At 75.5% G+C, this 19,769-nt stretch carries 1 protein-coding gene; it reads left to right on the top strand.

Going from position 1 to position 19,769, the window contains the following annotated elements; translation table 11 throughout:
- Positions 1 to 198: 198 nt before the first annotated feature.
- Positions 199 to 19,755 (top strand): type I polyketide synthase, encoded by a 19,557-nt coding sequence (locus MUY14_RS20805; RefSeq protein WP_247024800.1) that lies wholly within the window; start codon positions 199 to 201, stop codon positions 19,753 to 19,755.
- The last annotated feature ends 14 nt before the right edge of the window (positions 19,756 to 19,769 follow it).

Genomic DNA, 19,769 nt, shown 5'->3' with positions numbered 1-19,769 from the left:
CCCCGGCACCGGAGGCGGCACTTCCCCTCGGAAGTGCCGCCTCCGGCATGCCCGGGGCCGCCAGCAGGCCGGGGCCCAAGTCTGGGTGTTTCCGGGCTGGGCGTGCGGTTGACTCCCCGGCAAGTGGACGTCGCTCGGCGCCGAACGCCGTCGCGGTGGCGTCACCCGGGTAAGAAAACGCTCACCCTGGAGATGTCTATGCCGGCCGGGTCGGATCGAGTCGTCGAAGCACTGCGCGTCGCCGTGCAGGAGAACAAGCAGCTGCGGCGGCAGAACACCACGCTGCTCGCCGCGGCGGCCGAGCCCGTCGCGGTCGTCGCCATGAGCTGCCGGTACCCGGGTGGCGTGCAGTCGCCCGAGGACCTCTGGCGGCTCGTCGCCGACGGGGTGGACGCGGTCACCGGGTTCCCCGAGGGCCGCGGCTGGCCGGAATCGCGGCACCAGGGCGGGTTCCTGCACCGCGCCGGGGACTTCGACCCCGCCTTCTTCGGGATCTCGCCGCGCGAAGCGCTGGCCATGGACCCGCAGCAGCGGATCGTCCTCGAGCTGGCCTGGGAGGCCTTCGAACGCGCGGGCATCGACCCGCGCGAGGTCGAGGGCGGCACCGGCGGGGTCTTCGTCGGGGCCGGGTCCATGGGGTACGGCCGCGGGCTCGCCGCGCTGCCCGACGGCGTCGAGGGCTACCTCGTCACCGGCACCGAATCCTCGGTCATCTCCGGCCGGATCGCCTACTTCTACGGCCTGGAAGGGCCCGCCGTCACCGTCGACACGGCGTGCTCGTCGTCGCTGGTCGCGCTGCACTGGGCCGCCCGCTCGCTGCGGGCCCGCGAGTGCTCCTTCGCCCTCGCCGGCGGCGTCGCCGTGATGGCCACCCCCGGCCTCTACGGCGAGTTCGACCGCCAAGGCGGCCTCGCCTCCGACGGCCGCTGCAAGTCCTTCGCCGAGGCCGCCGACGGTGCCGGGTTCTCCGAAGGCGCCGGGCTCCTGCTGCTGGAACGGCTCTCCGACGCGCGCCGCAACGGCCACGAGGTGCTCGCCGTCATCCGCGGCTCCGCGGTCAACTCCGACGGCGCCTCCAACGGCCTCACCGCGCCCAACGGGCCGTCCCAGCAGCGCGTGATCCGCCAGGCCCTCGAGAACGCCGGGCTGACCACCGACGACATCGACACCGTCGAGGCCCACGGCACCGGCACCGTGCTGGGCGACCCCATTGAAGCCCAGGCGCTGCTGGCCACCTACGGCCGCGAGCGCGCGGGCGACCCGCTGTGGCTCGGGTCGTTCAAGTCGAACGTCGGGCACACGCAGTCCGCCGCCGGCGTCGGCGGCGTCATCAAGACCATCCAGGCCATGCGCCACGGCGTCCTCCCGCGGACCCTGCACGTCGACGCGCCGACGTCCCACGTGGACTGGACCGCCGGCCGCGTCTCGCTGCTGACCGAGCCGCGCCCGTGGCCGGACACCGGGAAACCGCGCCGCGCCGCCGTTTCGTCGTTCGGCATCAGCGGCACCAACGCGCACCTGATCCTCGAACAGCCGGTCCCCGAACCGGTCGAAGCCGCCGGGCGCCGTGAGCCCGCCGGGTACCTCTGGCCGGTGTCCGGCCGCACCCCGGACGCGCTGCGCGAGCAGGCCGCCCGCCTGCTCGCCCACCTCGACGCCCGCCCGGAGCACACCCCGCTCGACGTCGCGCACTCCCTCGCGAGCACGCGCGTCGCCTTCCCGCACCGGGCCGTCGTCACCGGCGCCGGCCGCGACGAGCTGCTGGCCGCCCTGCACGCGCTCGCCACCTCGGCCGCCGCACCCGGCGTGCACACCGGCTCGGCCGGGCACCCCGGCGCGTCGGCGTTCCTGTTCACCGGCCAGGGTTCCCAGCGCGCCGACATGGGGCGGACACTGGCCTTCCCGGCTTTCGTGCGGGCCCGGGACGAGATCCTCGCGCTGCTCGACCTGCCCGAAGACGCCACTGTGGACGAAACCGGCGTCGCGCAGCCCGCGTTGTTCGCCTTCGAAGTCGCGCTCTTCCGCCTCCTCGAATCCCTGGGCGTGCGCCCGGACTTCGTCGCCGGGCACTCCGTCGGCGAGATCGCCGCGGCCCACGTGGCCGGGGTGCTGTCGCTGGCGGACGCGGTCAAGCTCGTCGAGGCCCGCGGCCGCCTGATGCAGGCGCTGCCCGCCGGGGGCGCGATGGTCGCGATCCAGGCGACCGAGGCCGAGCTCCTCCCGCTGCTCACCGAAGACGTCTCGATCGCCGCCGTCAACGGCCCGGCCGCCGTCGTCGTGTCCGGCGCCGAAGACGCGGTGCTCGCCATCGCCGCGCGGTTCGAGAAGACCAAGCGGCTCACCGTGAGCCACGCGTTCCACTCGCCGCTGATGGACCCGATGCTCGACGACTTCCGCGCGGTGCTGGACACCCTGACCTTCGCCGAGCCCTCGATCCCGGTCGTCGCGGCCGGTGACGTGTCCACTGTGGACTACTGGGTGCGGCACGTGCGCGACGCCGTCCGGTACGCCGACACCGTCGCCGACCTGGTTTCCCGCGGGGTCACCACGTTCCTCGAAGTCGGCCCGGACGCCACGCTCTCGGCGATGACCGCCGAGCTGACCGGCCCGGACAGCGACTGCATCCCCACCGCCCGCCGCGGCCGCGACGAGACCACGACCCTGCTCTCGGCGCTCGCCCGCTGGCAGGTCCGCGGCGGCGGCTTCGACTGGACGGCCTGGCACGAGGGCACCGGCGCCCGCGTCGTCGACCTGCCCACCTACGCCTTCCAGCGCCGCACCTACTGGCTCGAAGGCGGCACCGGCGGCGACCTCGGCCAGGTCGGCCTCGACCCGGCCGGGCACCCGCTGCTCGGCGCGGCCGTCGAACTGCCCGAATCCGGCGGCTTCCTGTTCGCCGGCGAGCTGTCCGTGCGCCGGCAGGCCTGGCTCGGCCAGCACGAGATCCTCGGCACCAAACTCCTGCCCGGCACGGCGTTCCTCGAACTGGCCGGCCGCGCGGGGGCGCAGGTCGGCTGCGCCCGCGTCGACGAACTGACGTTCGCCGCACCGCTCGTGCTGCCCGCCTCCGGTGGCGTGCGCGTGCAGGTCGTCGCCGGTCCGGCCGCCGAAGACGGCAGCCGCTCGGTCAGCGTCTACTCCCAGCAGGACGACACCTGGGTGCGGCACGCCTTCGGCCGCCTCGCCGTCGGCGGCGCACCCGCCGCCGTCCTGCCGGGGGAGTGGCCGCCCGCCGGCGCCGAACCCCTGGACCTGGACGGTTTCTACGAGGGCCTGGCCGGGCAAGGACTCGGCTACGGCCCGGCGTTCCAGGGGCTGCGCGCGGCCTGGCGGCTCGGCGACGAGGTGCTGGCCGAAGTCGCGCTGCCGCCCGAGCACGAGACCGAAGCCGCGTCGTTCGGCCTGCACCCGGCGCTGCTCGACGCCGTCCTGCACGCCTCGGCGCACGTCGAGGGCCGCGAGGGCCTGCCGTTCTCGTGGGCCGGCGTCGGCGTCCAGCCCACGCACGCGACGACCCTGCGCGCCCGGCTCAGCCCGGTGGGGGACAACGCCGTCGCCCTCGCCGTCACCGACCCCGCGGGCACGCCGGTGCTGGCCGCCGACGCGCTGACGTTCCGCCCGGTCGCCGCCGGGGACCTGCGCGCGAGCAGGCACGAGTCGCTGTTCCGTCCCGTGTGGACACCCGCACCCGCGGTTTCCGTCACGCAGCCCGCCGACGACGCGGACTGGGTCGTCCTCGGCACCGGGCTCGGGTTCGCCACCCCGGCGGTCTTCCCCGACCTCGCGACCGTCCGGATCGGCGGGGTCCCCTCCGTCGTCCTCGCCCCGGTGCCGCCGGGCGCGGGCGACGCGGCAGCCGCGCACACGGCCACCTCGTGGGCGCTCGAACTGCTGCAGACCTGGGTCGCCGAGCCGGAGTTCGCCCGGTCGCGCCTGGTCTTCGTCACCTCGCACGCCGTCCCGGCCGCCGAGGGCGACCTCGTCGACCCGGCCGCCGCCGCGGTCTGGGGTCTCGTCCGCTCCGCGCAGGCCGAGCACCCCGATCGGTTCGTGCTCGTCGACGTCGACGAGCCCGAGAGCCTCACCGCGCCACTGCAGCGCGTCCTCGACGCCGGGGAAGCCCAGGCCGCCGTGCGCGACGGCGGGATCGTCCTGCCGCGGCTGGCGCGCCTCCCGGTCGGCGACGGCCCGGCCGCGCACTTCCCCGACGGCGCGACCGTCCTGGTCACCGGCGGCACCGGCGGGCTCGGCGGCCTGGTCGCGAAGCACCTGGTCACCACGCACGGCGTCCGGAAGCTGCTGCTGGCCGGCCGCCGCGGTCCCGGCGCCCCCGGCGCGCCCGAACTCCGCGAGGAGCTGGCCGCGCTCGGCGCCGACGTCACCATCGCCGCGTGCGACGCCGCCGACCGCGACGCCCTCGCCGCGCTGCTGGCCGAGCACCCGGTCGGTGCCGTCGTGCACGCCGCCGGTGTCCTCGACGACGGCGTCGTCGAAACTCTGACCCCCGACCGCATCGCGACCGTGTTCCGCGCGAAGGCCGACGCGGCCTGGAACCTGCACGAGCTGACCGGCGACCTCGGTGCGTTCGTCCTGTTCTCCTCGGCCGCCGGCGTGCTCGGCAGCCCCGGGCAGGCCAACTACGCCGCCGCCAACGCCTTCCTCGACGCGCTCGCCCAGCGCCGGCGGGCCGAGGGCCTGCCCGGCCAGTCCCTGGCCTGGGGTGCCTGGGCCGGTGACGCCGGGATGGCGGCCCGGCTGTCCGACGCCGACCACCGCCGGCTCGCCGCGGCCGGATTGCCCCCGCTCGACCCGGCCGAAGGCCTGGCGCTGTTCGACGCCGCGCTGGCCGAGGCCGAACCGGCTGTCCTGCCGATGCGCCTGGACGCCGGCGCGCTGCGCGGCCGCCCGGGCGTGCCCGCGCTGCTGCGCTCGCTCGTGCCCGGGGGTGCCGCGCCGGGCACGAGCCGCCCCGCGTCCGCGCTGGCCGACCGGCTCGGCGGGCTCACCGAGGCCGACCGCGCCCGGGCGCTCGAGGACCTGGTGCGCACCGAGGCCGGGCTCGTGCTCGGCTACGCGGCCACCGACACCGTCGACGGCCGGAGCGCGTTCAAGGACCTCGGCTTCGACTCGCTGACCGCCGTCGAACTGCGCAACCGGCTCGACGCGACGACCGGCCTGCGCCTGCCCGCCACGCTCGTCTTCGACTACCCGACCCCGGAAGCGCTCGCCGCGCACCTCGGCCGCGAGCTGTCCGGCGCGGCCGCCGACGAGACCCCGGTGACCGCGCGCCCGGTGTCCGACGACCCGATCGTCATCGTCGGCATGGGCTGCCGCTACCCGGGCGGCGTCGGCTCGCCCGAAGACCTGTGGAACCTGGTCGATTCCGGCGTCGACGCGGTGTCCGGCTTCCCGGTCAACCGCGGCTGGGACGTCGAGAACCTGTACCACCCGGACCCCGACCACCCCGGCACGTCGTACACGCGCCACGGCGGGTTCCTGCACGAGGCGGGCGAGTTCGACCCGGCGTTCTTCGGGATGAGCCCGCGCGAAGCCCTGGCCACCGACTCCCAGCAGCGGCTGCTGCTCGAAGTGTCGTGGGAAGCGGTGGAGCGCGCGGGCGTCGACCCGGTGTCGCTGCGCGGTTCCCGGACCGGCGTGTTCGTCGGCGTGATGTACTCCGACTACGGGATGCTGCTGCAGGGCAGCCCGGAAGCCGAGGCCTACCAGGGCAACGGCAGCGCGCCGAGTGTCGCTTCCGGACGGATCGCCTACACGATGGGCCTCGAAGGCCCGACCGTCACCGTCGACACGGCGTGCTCGTCTTCGCTGGTCGCGTTGCACTGGGCGGCGCAGGCGCTGCGGCAGGGGGAGTGCTCGCTGGCGCTGGCCGGCGGTGTCACGGTCATGTCGACGCCCGGCTCGTTCGTCGCCTCCAGCCGCCAGCGCGGGATCGCCGCCGACGGCCGCTGCAAGTCCTTTTCGGACACCGCCGACGGCGTCGGCTGGTCCGAAGGCGCCGGGATCCTGGTCCTGGAAAGGATGTCGGACGCCCGTCGTAACGGCCACGAGATCCTCGCCGTGCTGCGCGGGTCCGCCGTCAACTCCGACGGCGCGTCGAACGGCCTCACCGCCCCGAACGGTCCGTCGCAGCAACGCGTGATCCGCCAGGCCCTCGCCGCGTCCGGGCTGTCCACTTCGGACGTCGACGTCGTCGAGGCGCACGGCACCGGGACCACCCTCGGGGACCCGATCGAAGCCCAGGCGCTGCTCGCCACCTACGGCCAGGACCGCACGACGCCGTTGCTGCTCGGGTCGATCAAGTCGAACATCGGGCACGCGCAGGCCGCGGCCGGGGTCGCCGGGATCATCAAGGTCGTCCAGGCGATGCGCAACGGCACGCTGCCGCGCACGCTGCACGTCACCGAGCCGTCGACGCACGTCGAGTGGGCCGCCGGGAACGTCGAGCTGCTCACCGACGCGCGGCCGTGGCCCGCCGACGCCGGCCGCCCGCGCCGCGCGGGTGTGTCGTCGTTCGGCATCAGCGGCACCAACGCCCACGCGATCATCGAGGAACCGCCCGTCGTCATCCCGGCCCGGGACGAGGCCGAGCGCGAGCTGCCGTGCGTCCCGCTGGTGCTCAGCGGCCGCACGCCGGAGGCCCTGCGCGACCAGGCCGCCCGGCTCCGGGACACCACCGCGGACCTGCTCGACCTCGGATATTCCCTGGCCACGACGCGCTCGACGTTCGACCACCGCGCCGTCGTCCGCACCACCGAAGGGCTGGCCGCGCTCGCCGAGGGCCGTCCGTCGCCGCTGGTCACCACCGGCGAGGCGAAGGGCGTACCGAAGGTCGCGTTCGTCTTCACCGGCCAGGGTGCGCAGCGGCCCGGGATGACCCGCGGCCTCTACGACAGCTTCCCGGCGTTCGCCACCGCGCTCGACGCCGTGCTCGACCGCCTCGACCCGCAGGTGCGCGAGGTCCTGTGGGGTGACGACGCCGAAGCGTTGTCCCGCACCGGGTTCGCGCAGCCGGCGTTGTTCGCGGTCGAGGTCGCGCTCGTGCGGCTGCTGTCCGCGTGGGGCGTCCGGCCGGACTTCGTCGGCGGCCACTCGGTCGGCGAGATCGCCGCCGCGCACGTCGCCGGGGTGCTGTCCCTGGACGACGCGTGCGCGCTGGTCACGGCCCGCGCGTCGCTGATGCAGGACCTCGAGCCGGGCGGCGCGATGGTCGCCGTCCGCGCCACCGAAGCCGAGGTCGCGCCCTACCTGAGCGACGAAGTGGCGCTCGCCGCGGTCAACGGCCCGGCGTCGGTCGTGCTGTCCGGGGTGGAGTCCGCGGTGCTCGCCGCGGCGGGCCACTTCGCCGACACCAAGCGGCTCACGGTGTCGCACGCGTTCCACTCGCCGCTGATGGACCCGATGCTGCCCGCGTTCCGGGACGCCATCGCCGGGCTCGCCTTCGAAGCGCCCGCCGTGCCGATGATCGCCGAGGGCGACGTCACCGACCCGGACCGCTGGGTCGCCCACGTCCGGGAACCGGTCCGGTTCGCCGGCACCGCCGAGCAGCTGCGGGAAGCCGGCCTGGTCGTCGAGATCGGCCCGGACGCGGTCCTGTCCGCGATGACCGACGGCATCCCGCTGGCCCGCCGCGGCCGCGACGACGTCGAGACCCTGGTCGGCGCCCTCGGGCAGCTGCACGTGTCCGGCGTCCGGATCGACTGGTCCGCGTTCTTCGCCGGGACCGGCGCCCGCCGGGTCGCCTTGCCCACGTACGCCTTCCAGCACGAGTGGTTCTGGCCCTCCGCCGCGGCCCCCGCCGTGAACACGGCCGACGCGGAGTTCTGGGCCGCCGTCGACCGGGGGGACGCCGCCGGCCTGGCCGCCCGCCTCGACGTCGACGACGCAACCCTCGGGGCGCTCTTGCCCGCGCTGTCGTCGTACCGCCGTTCGCGCCACGAAGAGTCCGTTGTGGACAGATGGCGCTACAAGGCGACCTGGGTCCCGGTCACCGCGGCCCGCCCCGGCACCGGCTCCTGGCTCGTGGTCGTCCCGGCCGCTCTCGCCGGCGACCCGTGGGTCACCACGGTCGCCGGGTACTTCGACCGTGAGCCCGTGGTCTTCGACGACACCATCGCCGACCGCCTGCGCGAACGCGAGTTCGACCACGTGCTTTCCCTGCTGGCCCTGGACGAAACCGGCTTCCCGGGCGTCCCGGCCGGGCTCACCGCCACGGCCACCCTGCTGCAGACCCTCGGCGACACGCCGCTGTGGTGCGTGACCCGGGAAGCCGTGGCGGTCGCCCCGGGCGACCCGGTAGCGCGGCCCGCGCAGGCCGCCGTGTGGGGCCTCGGCCGCGCCGCCGCGCTGGAACAGCCGCAGCGCTGGGGCGGTCTCGTCGACCTGCCCGCCGACCTGGACGCCGAAGTGCCGCGACGGCTCGCCGCCGCGCTCACCGGCGCCGACGGAGAAGACCAGCTGGCGATCCGCGCGGCGGGGCTGTTCGGCCGCCGGATCATCGCCGCGTCCCCGACGCGGACCCGCGCCCCCGAACCCGGCGACGGAACCACCCTCATCACCGGCGGCACCGGCGCCCTCGGTGCCGAAATCGCCCGCCGGCTCGCGAAGACCGGGCGCAGCCTGGTGCTCGTCAGCCGCCGCGGTCCCGACGCCCCCGGCGCGCCCGAACTCCGCGAAGAACTCATCGCCCTCGGTGCCGACGTCACGATCACCGCGTGCGACGTCGCCGACCGGGACGCCCTCGCCGCCGTGCTGGCCGGGATCCCCGACCTCACCGAGGTCGTGCACACCGCCGGCGTCCTCGACGACGGCGTCCTCGACAGCCTGACCCCCGACCGCTTCGAAGCCGGCTACCGCGCCAAGGCCGAAGCCGCGTGGAACCTGCACGAACTGACCGCCGACCTGCGGAACTTCGTCCTCTTCTCCTCCGTCGCGGGCACCTTCGGCTCCGCCGGTCAAGCCGCCTACGCGGCGGCGAACGCCACCCTCGACGCCCTCGCCGAGCACCGCCGCGGGCTCGGCCTGCCCGCGACGTCCATCGCCTGGGGCCCGTGGGCGGGCGGCGGCATGCTCGCCGCCGACGCCACCGTCGCCGACCGGGCTCGCCGCGGCGGCCTGAACCCCCTCGACCCCGAGCGGGCGAGTGCCGCGCTGGAGCGGGCACTGGCCGACACGACCGTCGTCGTCGCCGACATCGACTGGACCCGCTACCCGCACGTCCTGCGCCCGAGCCCGCTGCTCAGCGGCATCCCCGCCGCCGCGCGCACCGAGGCCCCGCGCGGCGACGAGGAACTGCGCGCCCGGCTCGCCGCCGTCCCCGAGGACGACCGGTTCGACTTCCTGCTCGGGCTGCTGCTGGAGCAGGTCGCCCTCGTCCTCGGCCACAGCGGCACCGGGGGAGTCGCTCCCGACCGCGCGTTCCGCGACCTCGGCTTCGACTCGCTCACCGCCGTCGAACTGCGCAACGTCGTCGCGCTGGCGACCGGGCTCGACCTGCCGCCGTCGCTGGTGTTCGACCACCCGACGCCGGAGATCCTCACCCGCCACCTGCTCGGCGAACTCGCCGGCACCCTGGCCGAGACCACCGCGCCGGCCCGCGCGGCCGCCGACGACGACCCGATCGTCATCGTCGGCATCGGCTGCCGGTTCCCCGGCGGCGTCCGCGGCCCCGAAGACTTCTGGCGCCTGCTCGCGGGCGGCGAGGACGGCATCACCGGCTTCCCCGAAGACCGCGGCTGGGACCTCGCGACCCTCGCCTCGGGCTACGAATACGCGCTCACCGGCGGTTTCCTCGACGGCGTCACCGACTTCGACGCCGACTTCTTCGGCATCTCGCCCCGCGAGGCGATGGCCATGGACCCGCAGCAGCGCCTGCTGCTCGAAGTGTCCTGGGAAGCCCTCGAACGCGCGGGGATCGACCCGGCGACGCTGCACGGCGGCGACACCGGCGTCTTCGTCGGCACCAACGGCCAGGACTACGTGAACCTCCTCGCCACCTCCGGCGAGGACGTCCAGGGCCACCTGGCCACCGGCACCACCGCCAGTGTCCTTTCCGGACGGTTGTCCTACACGCTCGGGCTCGAAGGCCCGTCGGTCACCGTCGACACCGCGTGCTCGTCGTCGATGGTCGCACTGCACTGGGCCGCGCAGGCCCTGCGCCGCGGCGAGTGCACGACCGCGCTCGCCGGCGGCGTCACGATCATGACCACGCCCAGCTCCTTCGCCGAGTTCGCCCGCCAGGGCGGCCTCGCCGCCGACGGCCGCTGCAAGCCCTTCGCCGACGGTGCCGACGGCACCGGCTGGTCCGAAGGCGCCGGCGTCCTCGTCGTCGAACGGCTTTCGACCGCCCGCGAGCAGGGTCACCCGGTGCTCGCCGTGGTCCGCGGCACCGCCGTCAACTCCGACGGCGCGTCCAACGGCCTCACCGCTCCCAACGGCCCCGCCCAGCAACGCGTGATCCGCCAGGCACTCGCGGACGCCGGACTGTCCACAACGGACGTCGACGCCGTGGAGGCGCACGGCACCGGCACCGTGCTCGGCGACCCGATCGAAGCCCAGGCCCTGCTGGCCACCTACGGCCGCGACCGCGAAGAGCCGCTGTGGCTCGGCGCCGTCAAGTCCAACCTCGGGCACACCCAGGCCGCCGCCGGCGTCGCCGGGATCATCAAGATGGTCCTCGCCCTGCGCCACGGCGAGCTGCCGAAGACCCTGCACGTCGACGAGCCGTCGAGCCGCGTCGACTGGACCACGGGCGACGTCCGCGTCGTCACCGAGCACCGCGCCTGGCCGGAGTCCGGGCGGCCGCGCCGAGCCGGTGTCTCGTCGTTCGGCCTGTCCGGCACCAACGCGCACGCGATCCTCGAGCAGGCCCCGGTTTTCGACGACGTCGTCGCCGACGAGCCGCCGGTCGTGCCGCTGCTGCTGTCCGCGCGCACCCCGCAGGCGCTGTCGGCGCAGGCCGCTCAGCTGCACGCGCTGCTGTCCGACCGCGCGCCCGCCGGCGTCGCCCGGGCGCTCGCCACCACGCGCACGGCGTTCCCGTACCGCGCGGCCCTCGTCGGCGACCCCCTCGAACAACTCGCCGCGCTCGCCGAAACACCCGTCGCGACCCCGGCGCGGACCCGCGCCAAGAGCGCGTTCGTCTTCGCCGGGCAGGGCGCGCAACGGCCGGGCATGGGCGCCGGGCTGTACCGGCGCTTCCCCGTCTTCGCCGAAGCTTTCGACGCCGTGTGCGCGCACCTCGGCGAGGAGCTGCGGGACGTCGTCTTCGCCGAGTCCGGCACGCTGCTGGACCGCACCGACCGGACGCAACCGGCGACCTTCGCACTGGGTGTCGCGCAGTACCGGCTGCTGGAGTCCTTCGGGGTCAAGCCGTCCTGGCTCGCCGGGCACTCGGTCGGGGAGATCGCCGCCGCGCACGTCGCCGGAGTGCTGTCCCTCGAGGACGCGTGCACGCTCGTCGCGGCCCGTGGCCGCCTGATGGCCGCGCTCCCGGCCGGCGGCGCGATGGCCGCGGTCCGCGCCCCCGAAGCCGAAGTCCGCGGCTTCCTCGTGGACGGCGTGACGATCGCCGCGGTCAACGGGCCCGCCGCGGTCGTGGTCGCCGGCCCCGAAGCCGCCGTCACCCGGACCACCGACGCGCTGGCCGCGGCCGGGCACCACGTCCGGCGCCTCGCGGTCAGCCACGCGTTCCACTCGCCGCTGATGGACCCGATGCTCGACGACTTCGCCGAAGTCCTGGCGGGCCTGGAGTTCGGCGAAGCCCGGCTGCCCATCGTGTCCACCGTGACCGGTGAGCTCGCCGGCCTGAACACGCCGGAGTACTGGGTCGCGCACGTCCGCGAGCCGGTCCGCTTCGCCGACGCCGTGCGCGTGCTCGGCGAGCAGGGTGCCGCCGCCGTCGTCGAACTGGGCCCGGACGGGTCCTTGTCCGCCGCCGCGAGCGAAGTCCTCGGTTCCGACGTCGCCTGCGTCCCGCTGCTGCGCCGCGACCAGGCCGAGGAGACCGCGTTCGTGACGGCGCTGGGCCGCCTGCACGTCGCCGGGGTGCGGGTCGGCTGGCCCGCGTTCTTCGGCCCGGCCGGCGGCCCCGGCCCGGACCTGCCGACCTACCCGTTCCAGCGCGAACGCCACTGGCCGCGCACCTCCGGCGCGGTCCCCGGCGACCTCGGTTCCGTGGGTCTCGACGCCGCCCGGCACCCGCTGCTCGGCGCGGGCGTCGAACTCCCGGACTCCGGTGGGTTCCTGTTCACCGCCCAGCTTTCGCTGCGCACGCAGCCGTGGCTGGCCGACCACTTCGTGCTCGGCGCGGCCCTGCTGCCCGGCACCGCCTACCTCGACCTCGCGATCCGCGCCGCCGACCGGGCGGGCTGCGACCGCGTCGACGAGCTGACCCTCGAAGTCCCGCTGGTCCTGCCGCCCGGGAGCGCGGTCCGGCTGCAGGTCGTCGTCGGCCCGGCCGGTCCCGCGGGCGAGCGTGCCCTGGCCGTGTACTCCAGCCCGGCCGGGGGCGGCGAGCAGCCGTGGACGCGGCACGCGAGCGGCCGTCTCGGCACCGGCGCGGCCACTCCGGACGACTCGGCCGCCTGGCCGCCGCCGGAAGCCGAAGCCGTTGCCCTGGAGGGGTTCTACGAGCGGCTCGCCTCGGGCGGGTTCGGTTACGGGCCGCTGTTCCGCGGGCTCAAGGCTGTCTGGCGCACCCCCGAGGCGGTGTACGCCGACGTCGTACTGCCGGAAGAGGCCGAGCGGGACGCGGCCGCGTTCGGGCTGCACCCGGCGCTGCTGGACGCGGTCCTGCACGCCGCCGAACACGCCGGGCTGACCGAGGTGGACGGGGGACGGCTCCCGTTCGCCTGGAGCGGCGTCACGCTGCACGCGGGTGGCGCGGCGGTCGTGCGGGCCAAGCTGACCCGCCTCAGCGAGGACTCCGTCGCCATCGAGCTGCGCGACGCGGCCGGCGACCCGGTCGCGTCGGTCGGTTCGCTCGTGCTGCGCCCCGCGGCCCCGGCCCGGACCCAGCCCGTCGACTCGCTCTACCACCTGGACTGGGTCCCGGTCCCGCGGCCGGCCGGGGAAGCCGAGTTCGTCGTCCACCACGTCACGACGGGCAACCCCGATCTCGGCGGGGTGCGCGCCGCGACCACCGACGCGCTCGCCGTGCTGCAGTCCGCGGAGGACTCACGGCTGGTGTTCGTCACGTCCGGAATGGACGATCCCGCCGCCGCGGCCGTCTGGGGACTCGTGCGCTCGGCGCAGCGCGAACACCCGGGCCGGTTCTTCCTGTCCGATGTGGACGATCACCCCGAGTCCCTCGCCGCGCTGCCCGCCGTCGTGGCGTCCGGCGAACCGCAGACGATCGTGCGCGGCGGCGAGATCAGCGTCGCCCGGATCGCCCGCGTGCCCTACACCGAAGACGTCGTCCCGCCGAGGTGGGACGAGGGCACCGTGCTGATCACCGGCGGTACCGGCGGGCTCGGCGCCACGCTCGCCCGCCACCTCGTGACCACCCACGGCGCCCGGCGGCTCCTGCTGGTCAGCCGCCGCGGTCCCGACGCCCCCGGCGCGGACGAGCTGGTCGCCGACCTGACCGCGGCCGGTGCCGAGGTCGGCGTCGTGGCGGCCGACGTCGCCGACCGCGCCGAACTGGCCCGCGTGCTGGACGGCGCCGACCTGTCCGCCGTCGTGCACACCGCCGGTGTCCTCGACGACGGCGTCCTCGGCTCGCTCACCCCCGAGCGGCTCGACACCGTGCTGGCGCCCAAGTTCGACGCCGCCTGGCACCTCGACGAGCTGACCCGCCACCTCGACCTGAGCGCGTTCGTCGTCTACTCCTCGGTCGCGGGCACCTTCGGCGCGGCCGGGCAGGCCAACTACTCCGCGGCCAACGCGGCCGCCGACGCGCTCGTCCGGCGCCGCCGGGCCCGCGGGCAGCAGGCGCTTTCGCTCGGGTGGGGCGCGTGGTCGCGGGCCGGCGGCATGACCGCCACCCTCACCGACGCCGACCTGCGGCGGATGGCCGCCACCGGCATGCCCGCACTCGAACCGGAGCACGCCCTCGCACTGTTCGACGCGGCCTGCGCGGCCGGCCTCGACACCGTCCTGCCGGTCCGCCTCGACTTCGCCGCGCTCAGCACGCAGCCCGAGGTCACACACCTGCTGCGCGGCCTGGTCCGCACCCCCGTCCGGCAGGCGGCGGCCCACCTGCCGCGCCTGGACGGCCCGCTCCTCGGCCTCACCGGGGCCGAGCGGTCCCGTGCCGTGCTCGACCTCGTCCGCGCGCAGGTCGCCGCGGTGCTCGGGCACACCGGCACCGCGGGGGTCGCCGCCGACCGGCCGTTCCGCGAGCTGGGCTTCGACTCGCTCACCGCGGTCGAGCTGCGCAACCGGCTCGACGCGGCGACCGGGCTGCGGCTGCCCGCCACCCTCACGTTCGACTACCCGACCCCGGCCGAGCTGGCCGCGTTCCTGCTCGGCGAGGTCGACGTCCCCGAGCCGGTCACCCCGGCGGCCGCGGTGGACGGCGACCCGATCGTCATCGTCGGCATGGGCTGCCGCTACCCCGGTGGCGTCGGCTCGCCGGAAGACCTCTGGACCCTCGTCGAGCAGGGTGTGGACGCGGTCACCGACTTCCCGGCCAACCGCGGCTGGGACGTCGACGGCCTCTACCACCCGGACCCCGACCACCCGGGCACGTCGTACACGCGCAGCGGCGGTTTCCTGCACGAGGCGGGCGAGTTCGACCCGGCGTTCTTCGGGATGAGCCCGCGCGAGGCCCTCGCGACCGACTCCCAGCAGCGGCTGCTGCTGGAGGTCTCCTGGGAAGCCGTCGAGCGGACCGGCGTCGACCCGCGCTCGCTGCGCGGCTCCCGCACCGGCGTGTTCGTCGGCGTCATGTACTCCGACTACGGCCTGCTGCTGCAGGGCAGCCCGGACACCGAGGGCTACCAGGGCAACGGCAGCGCCCCGAGCGTCGCCTCCGGCCGCGTCGCCTACGCGTTCGGGCTGGAAGGCCCGACGCTGACCGTCGACACGGCGTGCTCGTCCTCGCTCGTCGCCCTGCACCTCGCGGCCCGTGCCCTGCAGAACGGGGAGTGCTCGCTCGCCCTCGCCGGCGGCGTCACGGTGATGTCCACGCCCAGCACGTTCATCGGCTTCAGCCGCCAGCGCGGCCTGTCCGCCGACGGCCGTTGCAAGTCCTTTTCGGACACCGCCGACGGCGTCGGCTGGTCCGAAGGCGCCGGGATCCTCGTGCTGGAAAGGATGTCCGACGCGAAGCGCAACGGCCACGAGATCCTCGCCGTGGTCCGCGGCAGCGCGGTGAACTCCGACGGCGCGTCCAACGGCCTCACGGCACCGAACGGGCCGGCCCAGCAACGCGTGATCCGCCAGGCGCTCGCCGCGTCCGGACTGTCCACCGAGGACATCGACGTCGTCGAGGCGCACGGCACCGGCACCACCCTCGGCGACCCGATCGAAGCCCAGGCGCTGCTGGCCACCTACGGCCGCGACCGGGAAACCCCGCTGCTGCTCGGGTCGATCAAGTCGAACCTCGGCCACACCCAGGCCGCCTCCGGCGTCGCCGGGATCATCAAGATGGTGCAGGCCATGCGGACCGGCACCGTGCCGCGCACGCTGCACGTCACCGAGCCGTCCACGCACGTCGACTGGTCGGGCGGCGCGATCGAGCTGCTCACCGAGCCGCGGGCCTGGCCCGACCACGGCCGCCCGCGCCGCGCCGCGGTGTCGTCGTTCGGCATCAGCGGCACCAACGCCCACACCGTGCTCGAAGCGCCGCCGGTCGTCCCGGAGCCGCCGCGGGCGGAGCCGGCGCCGTCGGTGGTGGCCTGGCCGCTGTCCGGCCGCACGCCGGAAGCGTTGCGGGAGCAGGCTTCCCGGCTGCTCGCGCACCTCGCCGGGCACCGCGACGCGAGCGCGGCCGACATCGGGTTCGCGCTGGCCACCACCCGGACGCAGTTCACCGAACGCGCGGTCGTCACCGGCGGGACCCGGACCGACCTCGAGACCCGCCTGGAGGTGCTGGCCCGCGGTGGCAGCGTCGCCGGGCTGGTCACCGGCACGGCGGGGGAGCAGGTGCCCGCGTTCCTCTTCGCCGGGCAGGGCAGCCAGCGCGCCGGCATGGGCCGTGACCTCGCCGAACGCTTCCCGGTCTTCGCCGACGCGCTCGACACCGTGCTCGCGCGGCTCGACCGGGAACTGGACCGCCCGCTGCGCGAACTGCTCTTCGCCGAGGAGGCGGGCGCGCTCGACGAGACGCAGTACGCGCAGCCCGCGCTGTTCGCGTTCGAAGTCGCGCTGTACCACCTGGTCCGGTCGTGGGGGCTCACGCCGGAGTACCTGGCCGGGCACTCGATCGGTGAGATCGCCGCCGCGCACGTCGCCGGGGTGCTCACCCTGGACGACGCCTGCACGCTGGTCGCGGCGCGCGGCCGGCTCATGCAGCAGCTGCCCGAGGGCGGCGCGATGATCGCCGTGCAGGCCACCGAAGCCGAGGTCCGGCCGCTGCTGGCGGGCCGCGAGGACGAGGTCGCGCTGGCCGCGGTCAACGGCCCGGCCTCGGTCGTCGTGTCCGGCGCCGCCGGCCGCGTCGAGGAGATCGCCGCGCACTTCGCCGCCGACGGCCGCAAGACCCGGCGGCTGCGCGTCAGCCACGCCTTCCACTCGCCGCTGATGACGCCGATGCTCGACGACTTCCGCAAGGTCGTCGCCGGGATCACCTTCTCGGCGCCGTCGCTGCCGATCGTCTCGACCGTCACCGGCGAGCTGGTCACCGCCGAAACCCTGGCTTCGGCCGAGCACTGGGCCGAGCAGGTCTGGCGGCCCGTGCTGTTCGGCCCGGCCGTGCGGCGGCTGGCCGAGCTGGGCGTCACCGCGTTCGCCGAGATCGGCCCGGACGCCACGGTGTCCGCGATGGCGGCGGAATCCCTCGACGCCGGCCGGGTCGCCGTCCCGTTCCTGCGCCGCGACCGGGCCGAAGCCGACGCCGTCGTCGAAGCCCTCGGCCGGCTGCACGTGGCCGGGGTCGCCCTCGACTGGCCCGCGGTGGCCGGGCCGGGTGCCCGGGTCGTGCCGCTGCCCACCTACGCCTTCCAGCACCAGTGGATCTGGCCGGGCGGCGGCCTTTCCCAGGCCGGCGACGTCTCCGCGGCCGGGCTCTGGGCGGCCGGGCACCCGCTGGTCGGCGCCGCGGTCGAGCTGCCGGACTCCGGTGGCCTGCTCTTCACCGGACGCCTTTCGCTCGCCGCGCAGCCGTGGCTGGCCGGGCACACCGTCGGTGGCGCCGTGGTGGTCCCCGGCACCGCGCTGCTGGAGCTGGCCGTGCGCGCCGGCGACCAGGCCGGCTGCCCGCGCGTCGACGAACTCACCCTCGAAGCCCCGCTGGTCGTCCCGGACGGCGGCCGGGTCGTCGTCCAGGTCGCCGTCAGCGGCGCCGACGACAACGGTGCCCGGACCCTGCGCGTCTACTCGCGCGACGACGGCGAACCCGGCGCGGCCTGGACCCGCAACGCGAGCGGCACGCTCGTGCCCGCCGTGGACGAACCGGCAGGCACCTGGTCTGAGTGGCCGCCCGCCGGGGCGGAAGCCGTTGCACTGGACGGCTTCTACGACTCGATGGCCGACCGCGGCCTCGGGTACGGCCCGATGTTCCAGGGCCTGACCCGGGCCTGGCGGCACGGCGACGACGTCTACGCCGAGGTCGCACTGGCCGAGGACGACCACGAAGCCGCCGCGCAGTTCGTCGTGCATCCCGCGCTGCTCGATGCGGCGCTGCACGCGGCGTCGCTGCTGGAAATCGGCGGCGGGCTGCCGTTCAGCTGGTCGGGCACCTCGTTCCTGGCCGCCGGGGCGACGAGCCTGCGGGTCCGGCTCACCCCGGTCGACGGCGCGGTCGAGGTCACCGCGACCACACCGGACGGCACCCCGGTCGTCTCGGTCCGCTCGCTCGCGCTGCGGGCGGTGCCCACCGTGGCCGCCCCGGCCCCGACCGGCTACCGGCTCACGTGGCCGGCGCTGCCCGAAGCCTCCGCGATCCCGGACGCACCACCGGTCACCCTCCTCCGGGTGCCGTCCGCGCCGGGACCGGTCCCGGCCGCCGTCCGCGAGGTGACCGCCCGGGTGCTGGCGGACGTCCAGCGCGGGCTCGCCGAGGAGCCCACCCTCGTCGTGGTCACCCGCCACGGCGTCGCCGTCGAGCCCGCCGACCACGTCGACCTCGCCCACGCCGCCGTCTGGGGCCTGCTCCGCGCGGCCCAGCTGGAGAACCCGGGCCGGATCGTCCTCGTCGACTCCGACGAAGACGAAGTCCCGGAGACGGCCGTCGCGGGCGCCCTCGCAGCCGGCGAACCCCAGGTCGCCCTGCGCGCCGGCCACCTCCACACCGCCCGCCTGACCCCCGCACTTTCACGTGAAAGTGCCCACCAGGGGCCCGCACTTTCACGTGAAAGTGCGGACTGGGGGGATTCGGTGCTCATCACCGGTGGCACCGGGGGGCTGGGTGCCACCTTCGCCCGGCACCTGGCCGGGCGCGGGGTGCGGCACCTGCTGCTGCTCGGGCGCCGCGGCGAGGACACACCCGGTGTCGGTGACCTCGTCGCCGAGCTGGCCGAGCTGGGCGCCGAAGCCCAGGTCGTCGCCTGCGACGTCAGCGACCGCGACGCACTCGCCAAGGTGCTGGAGCCGGTCGAGCTGACCGCCGTCGTGCACGCGGCCGGTGTGCTCGACGACGGCGTCCTCGGGGCCCTGACCCCGGAACGCCTCGACACCGTCTTCGCGCCCAAGGTCGACGCCGCCTGGCACCTGCACGAACTCACCGCACCCGGCACCCGGCTGGTCTTCTTCTCCTCGATCGCGGGCACCCTCGGCGCGGCCGGCCAGGCCAACTACGCCGCCGCCAACGCCTTCCTCGACGCACTCGCCCACCAGCGAGCCGCCGAGGGCAAGGCCGGGGTCTCGATCGCCTGGGGCGCCTGGAACGCCGGCAGCGGCATGACCGGCACGCTCACCGACGCCGAACTGGCCCGGATGCACCGTTCCGGCCTGCCCCCGCTGTCCACAGAGGACGGTATCGCGCTGTTCGACGCCGCGCTGGGCGCCGGCTCGCCCGCGGTCGCGGCCCTGCGGCTCGACCTCGCCGTGCTGCGCGGCCAGGACCCGCTCCTGCCCGCCCTGCGCGGCCTGGTCACCGCGGCGCCGAAGCGGGCCGCGGCCGTCGAACCCGGGGGCGACCTGGCCGCCCGGCTGGCGCCGCTGCCGTCCGACGAGCGGCTGCCCGTCACGATCGCGCTGGTCGGCAAGCAGGTCGAGGCCGTGCTCGGGCACGACGGCGCGGTCGGGCCCGCCGTCAGCTTCACCGACCTCGGCTTCGACTCGCTGACCTCGGTCGAGCTGCGCAACCGCCTGGAAGCCCGCACCGGCCTGCGGCTGCCGGCGACACTGGTCTTCGACCACCCGACGATCACCCGGGTCGCCGAATTCCTCGTCGCCGCCGCGCTCGGGGACGGCGCCGCCGCCCGCCCGGCGCTGGCCGAGATCGAGAAGCTGGAAAGCCTGCTGTCGGCCGTCGCCGCCGACGACGACGCCCGCGCCGCGATCACCGTGCGGCTGCAAGCCCTGCTCGTCAAGTGGACCGGACCCGGCGACCCGGGGGAGACCCCGGCCGCCGGCACGCTGGGCGCCGACGAGCTCCTCGCGTTCATCGACAACGATCTGGGGGTGAAGTGACCCGTGGCGACCGA

This window comes from Amycolatopsis sp. FBCC-B4732 (assembly GCF_023008405.1).
GTDB classification, from domain to species: domain Bacteria; phylum Actinomycetota; class Actinomycetes; order Mycobacteriales; family Pseudonocardiaceae; genus Amycolatopsis; species Amycolatopsis pretoriensis_A.
The sequence above is the reverse complement of the archived record's forward strand: the minus strand, read 5'-3'. Positions and strand labels throughout refer to the sequence as shown.

Excerpts from the sequence above, each read along its gene's own strand:
- MUY14_RS20805 (WP_247024800.1), top strand. The coding sequence starts at position 199 with ATGCCGGCCGGGTCGGATCGAGTCGTCGAAGCACTGCGCGTCGCCGTG.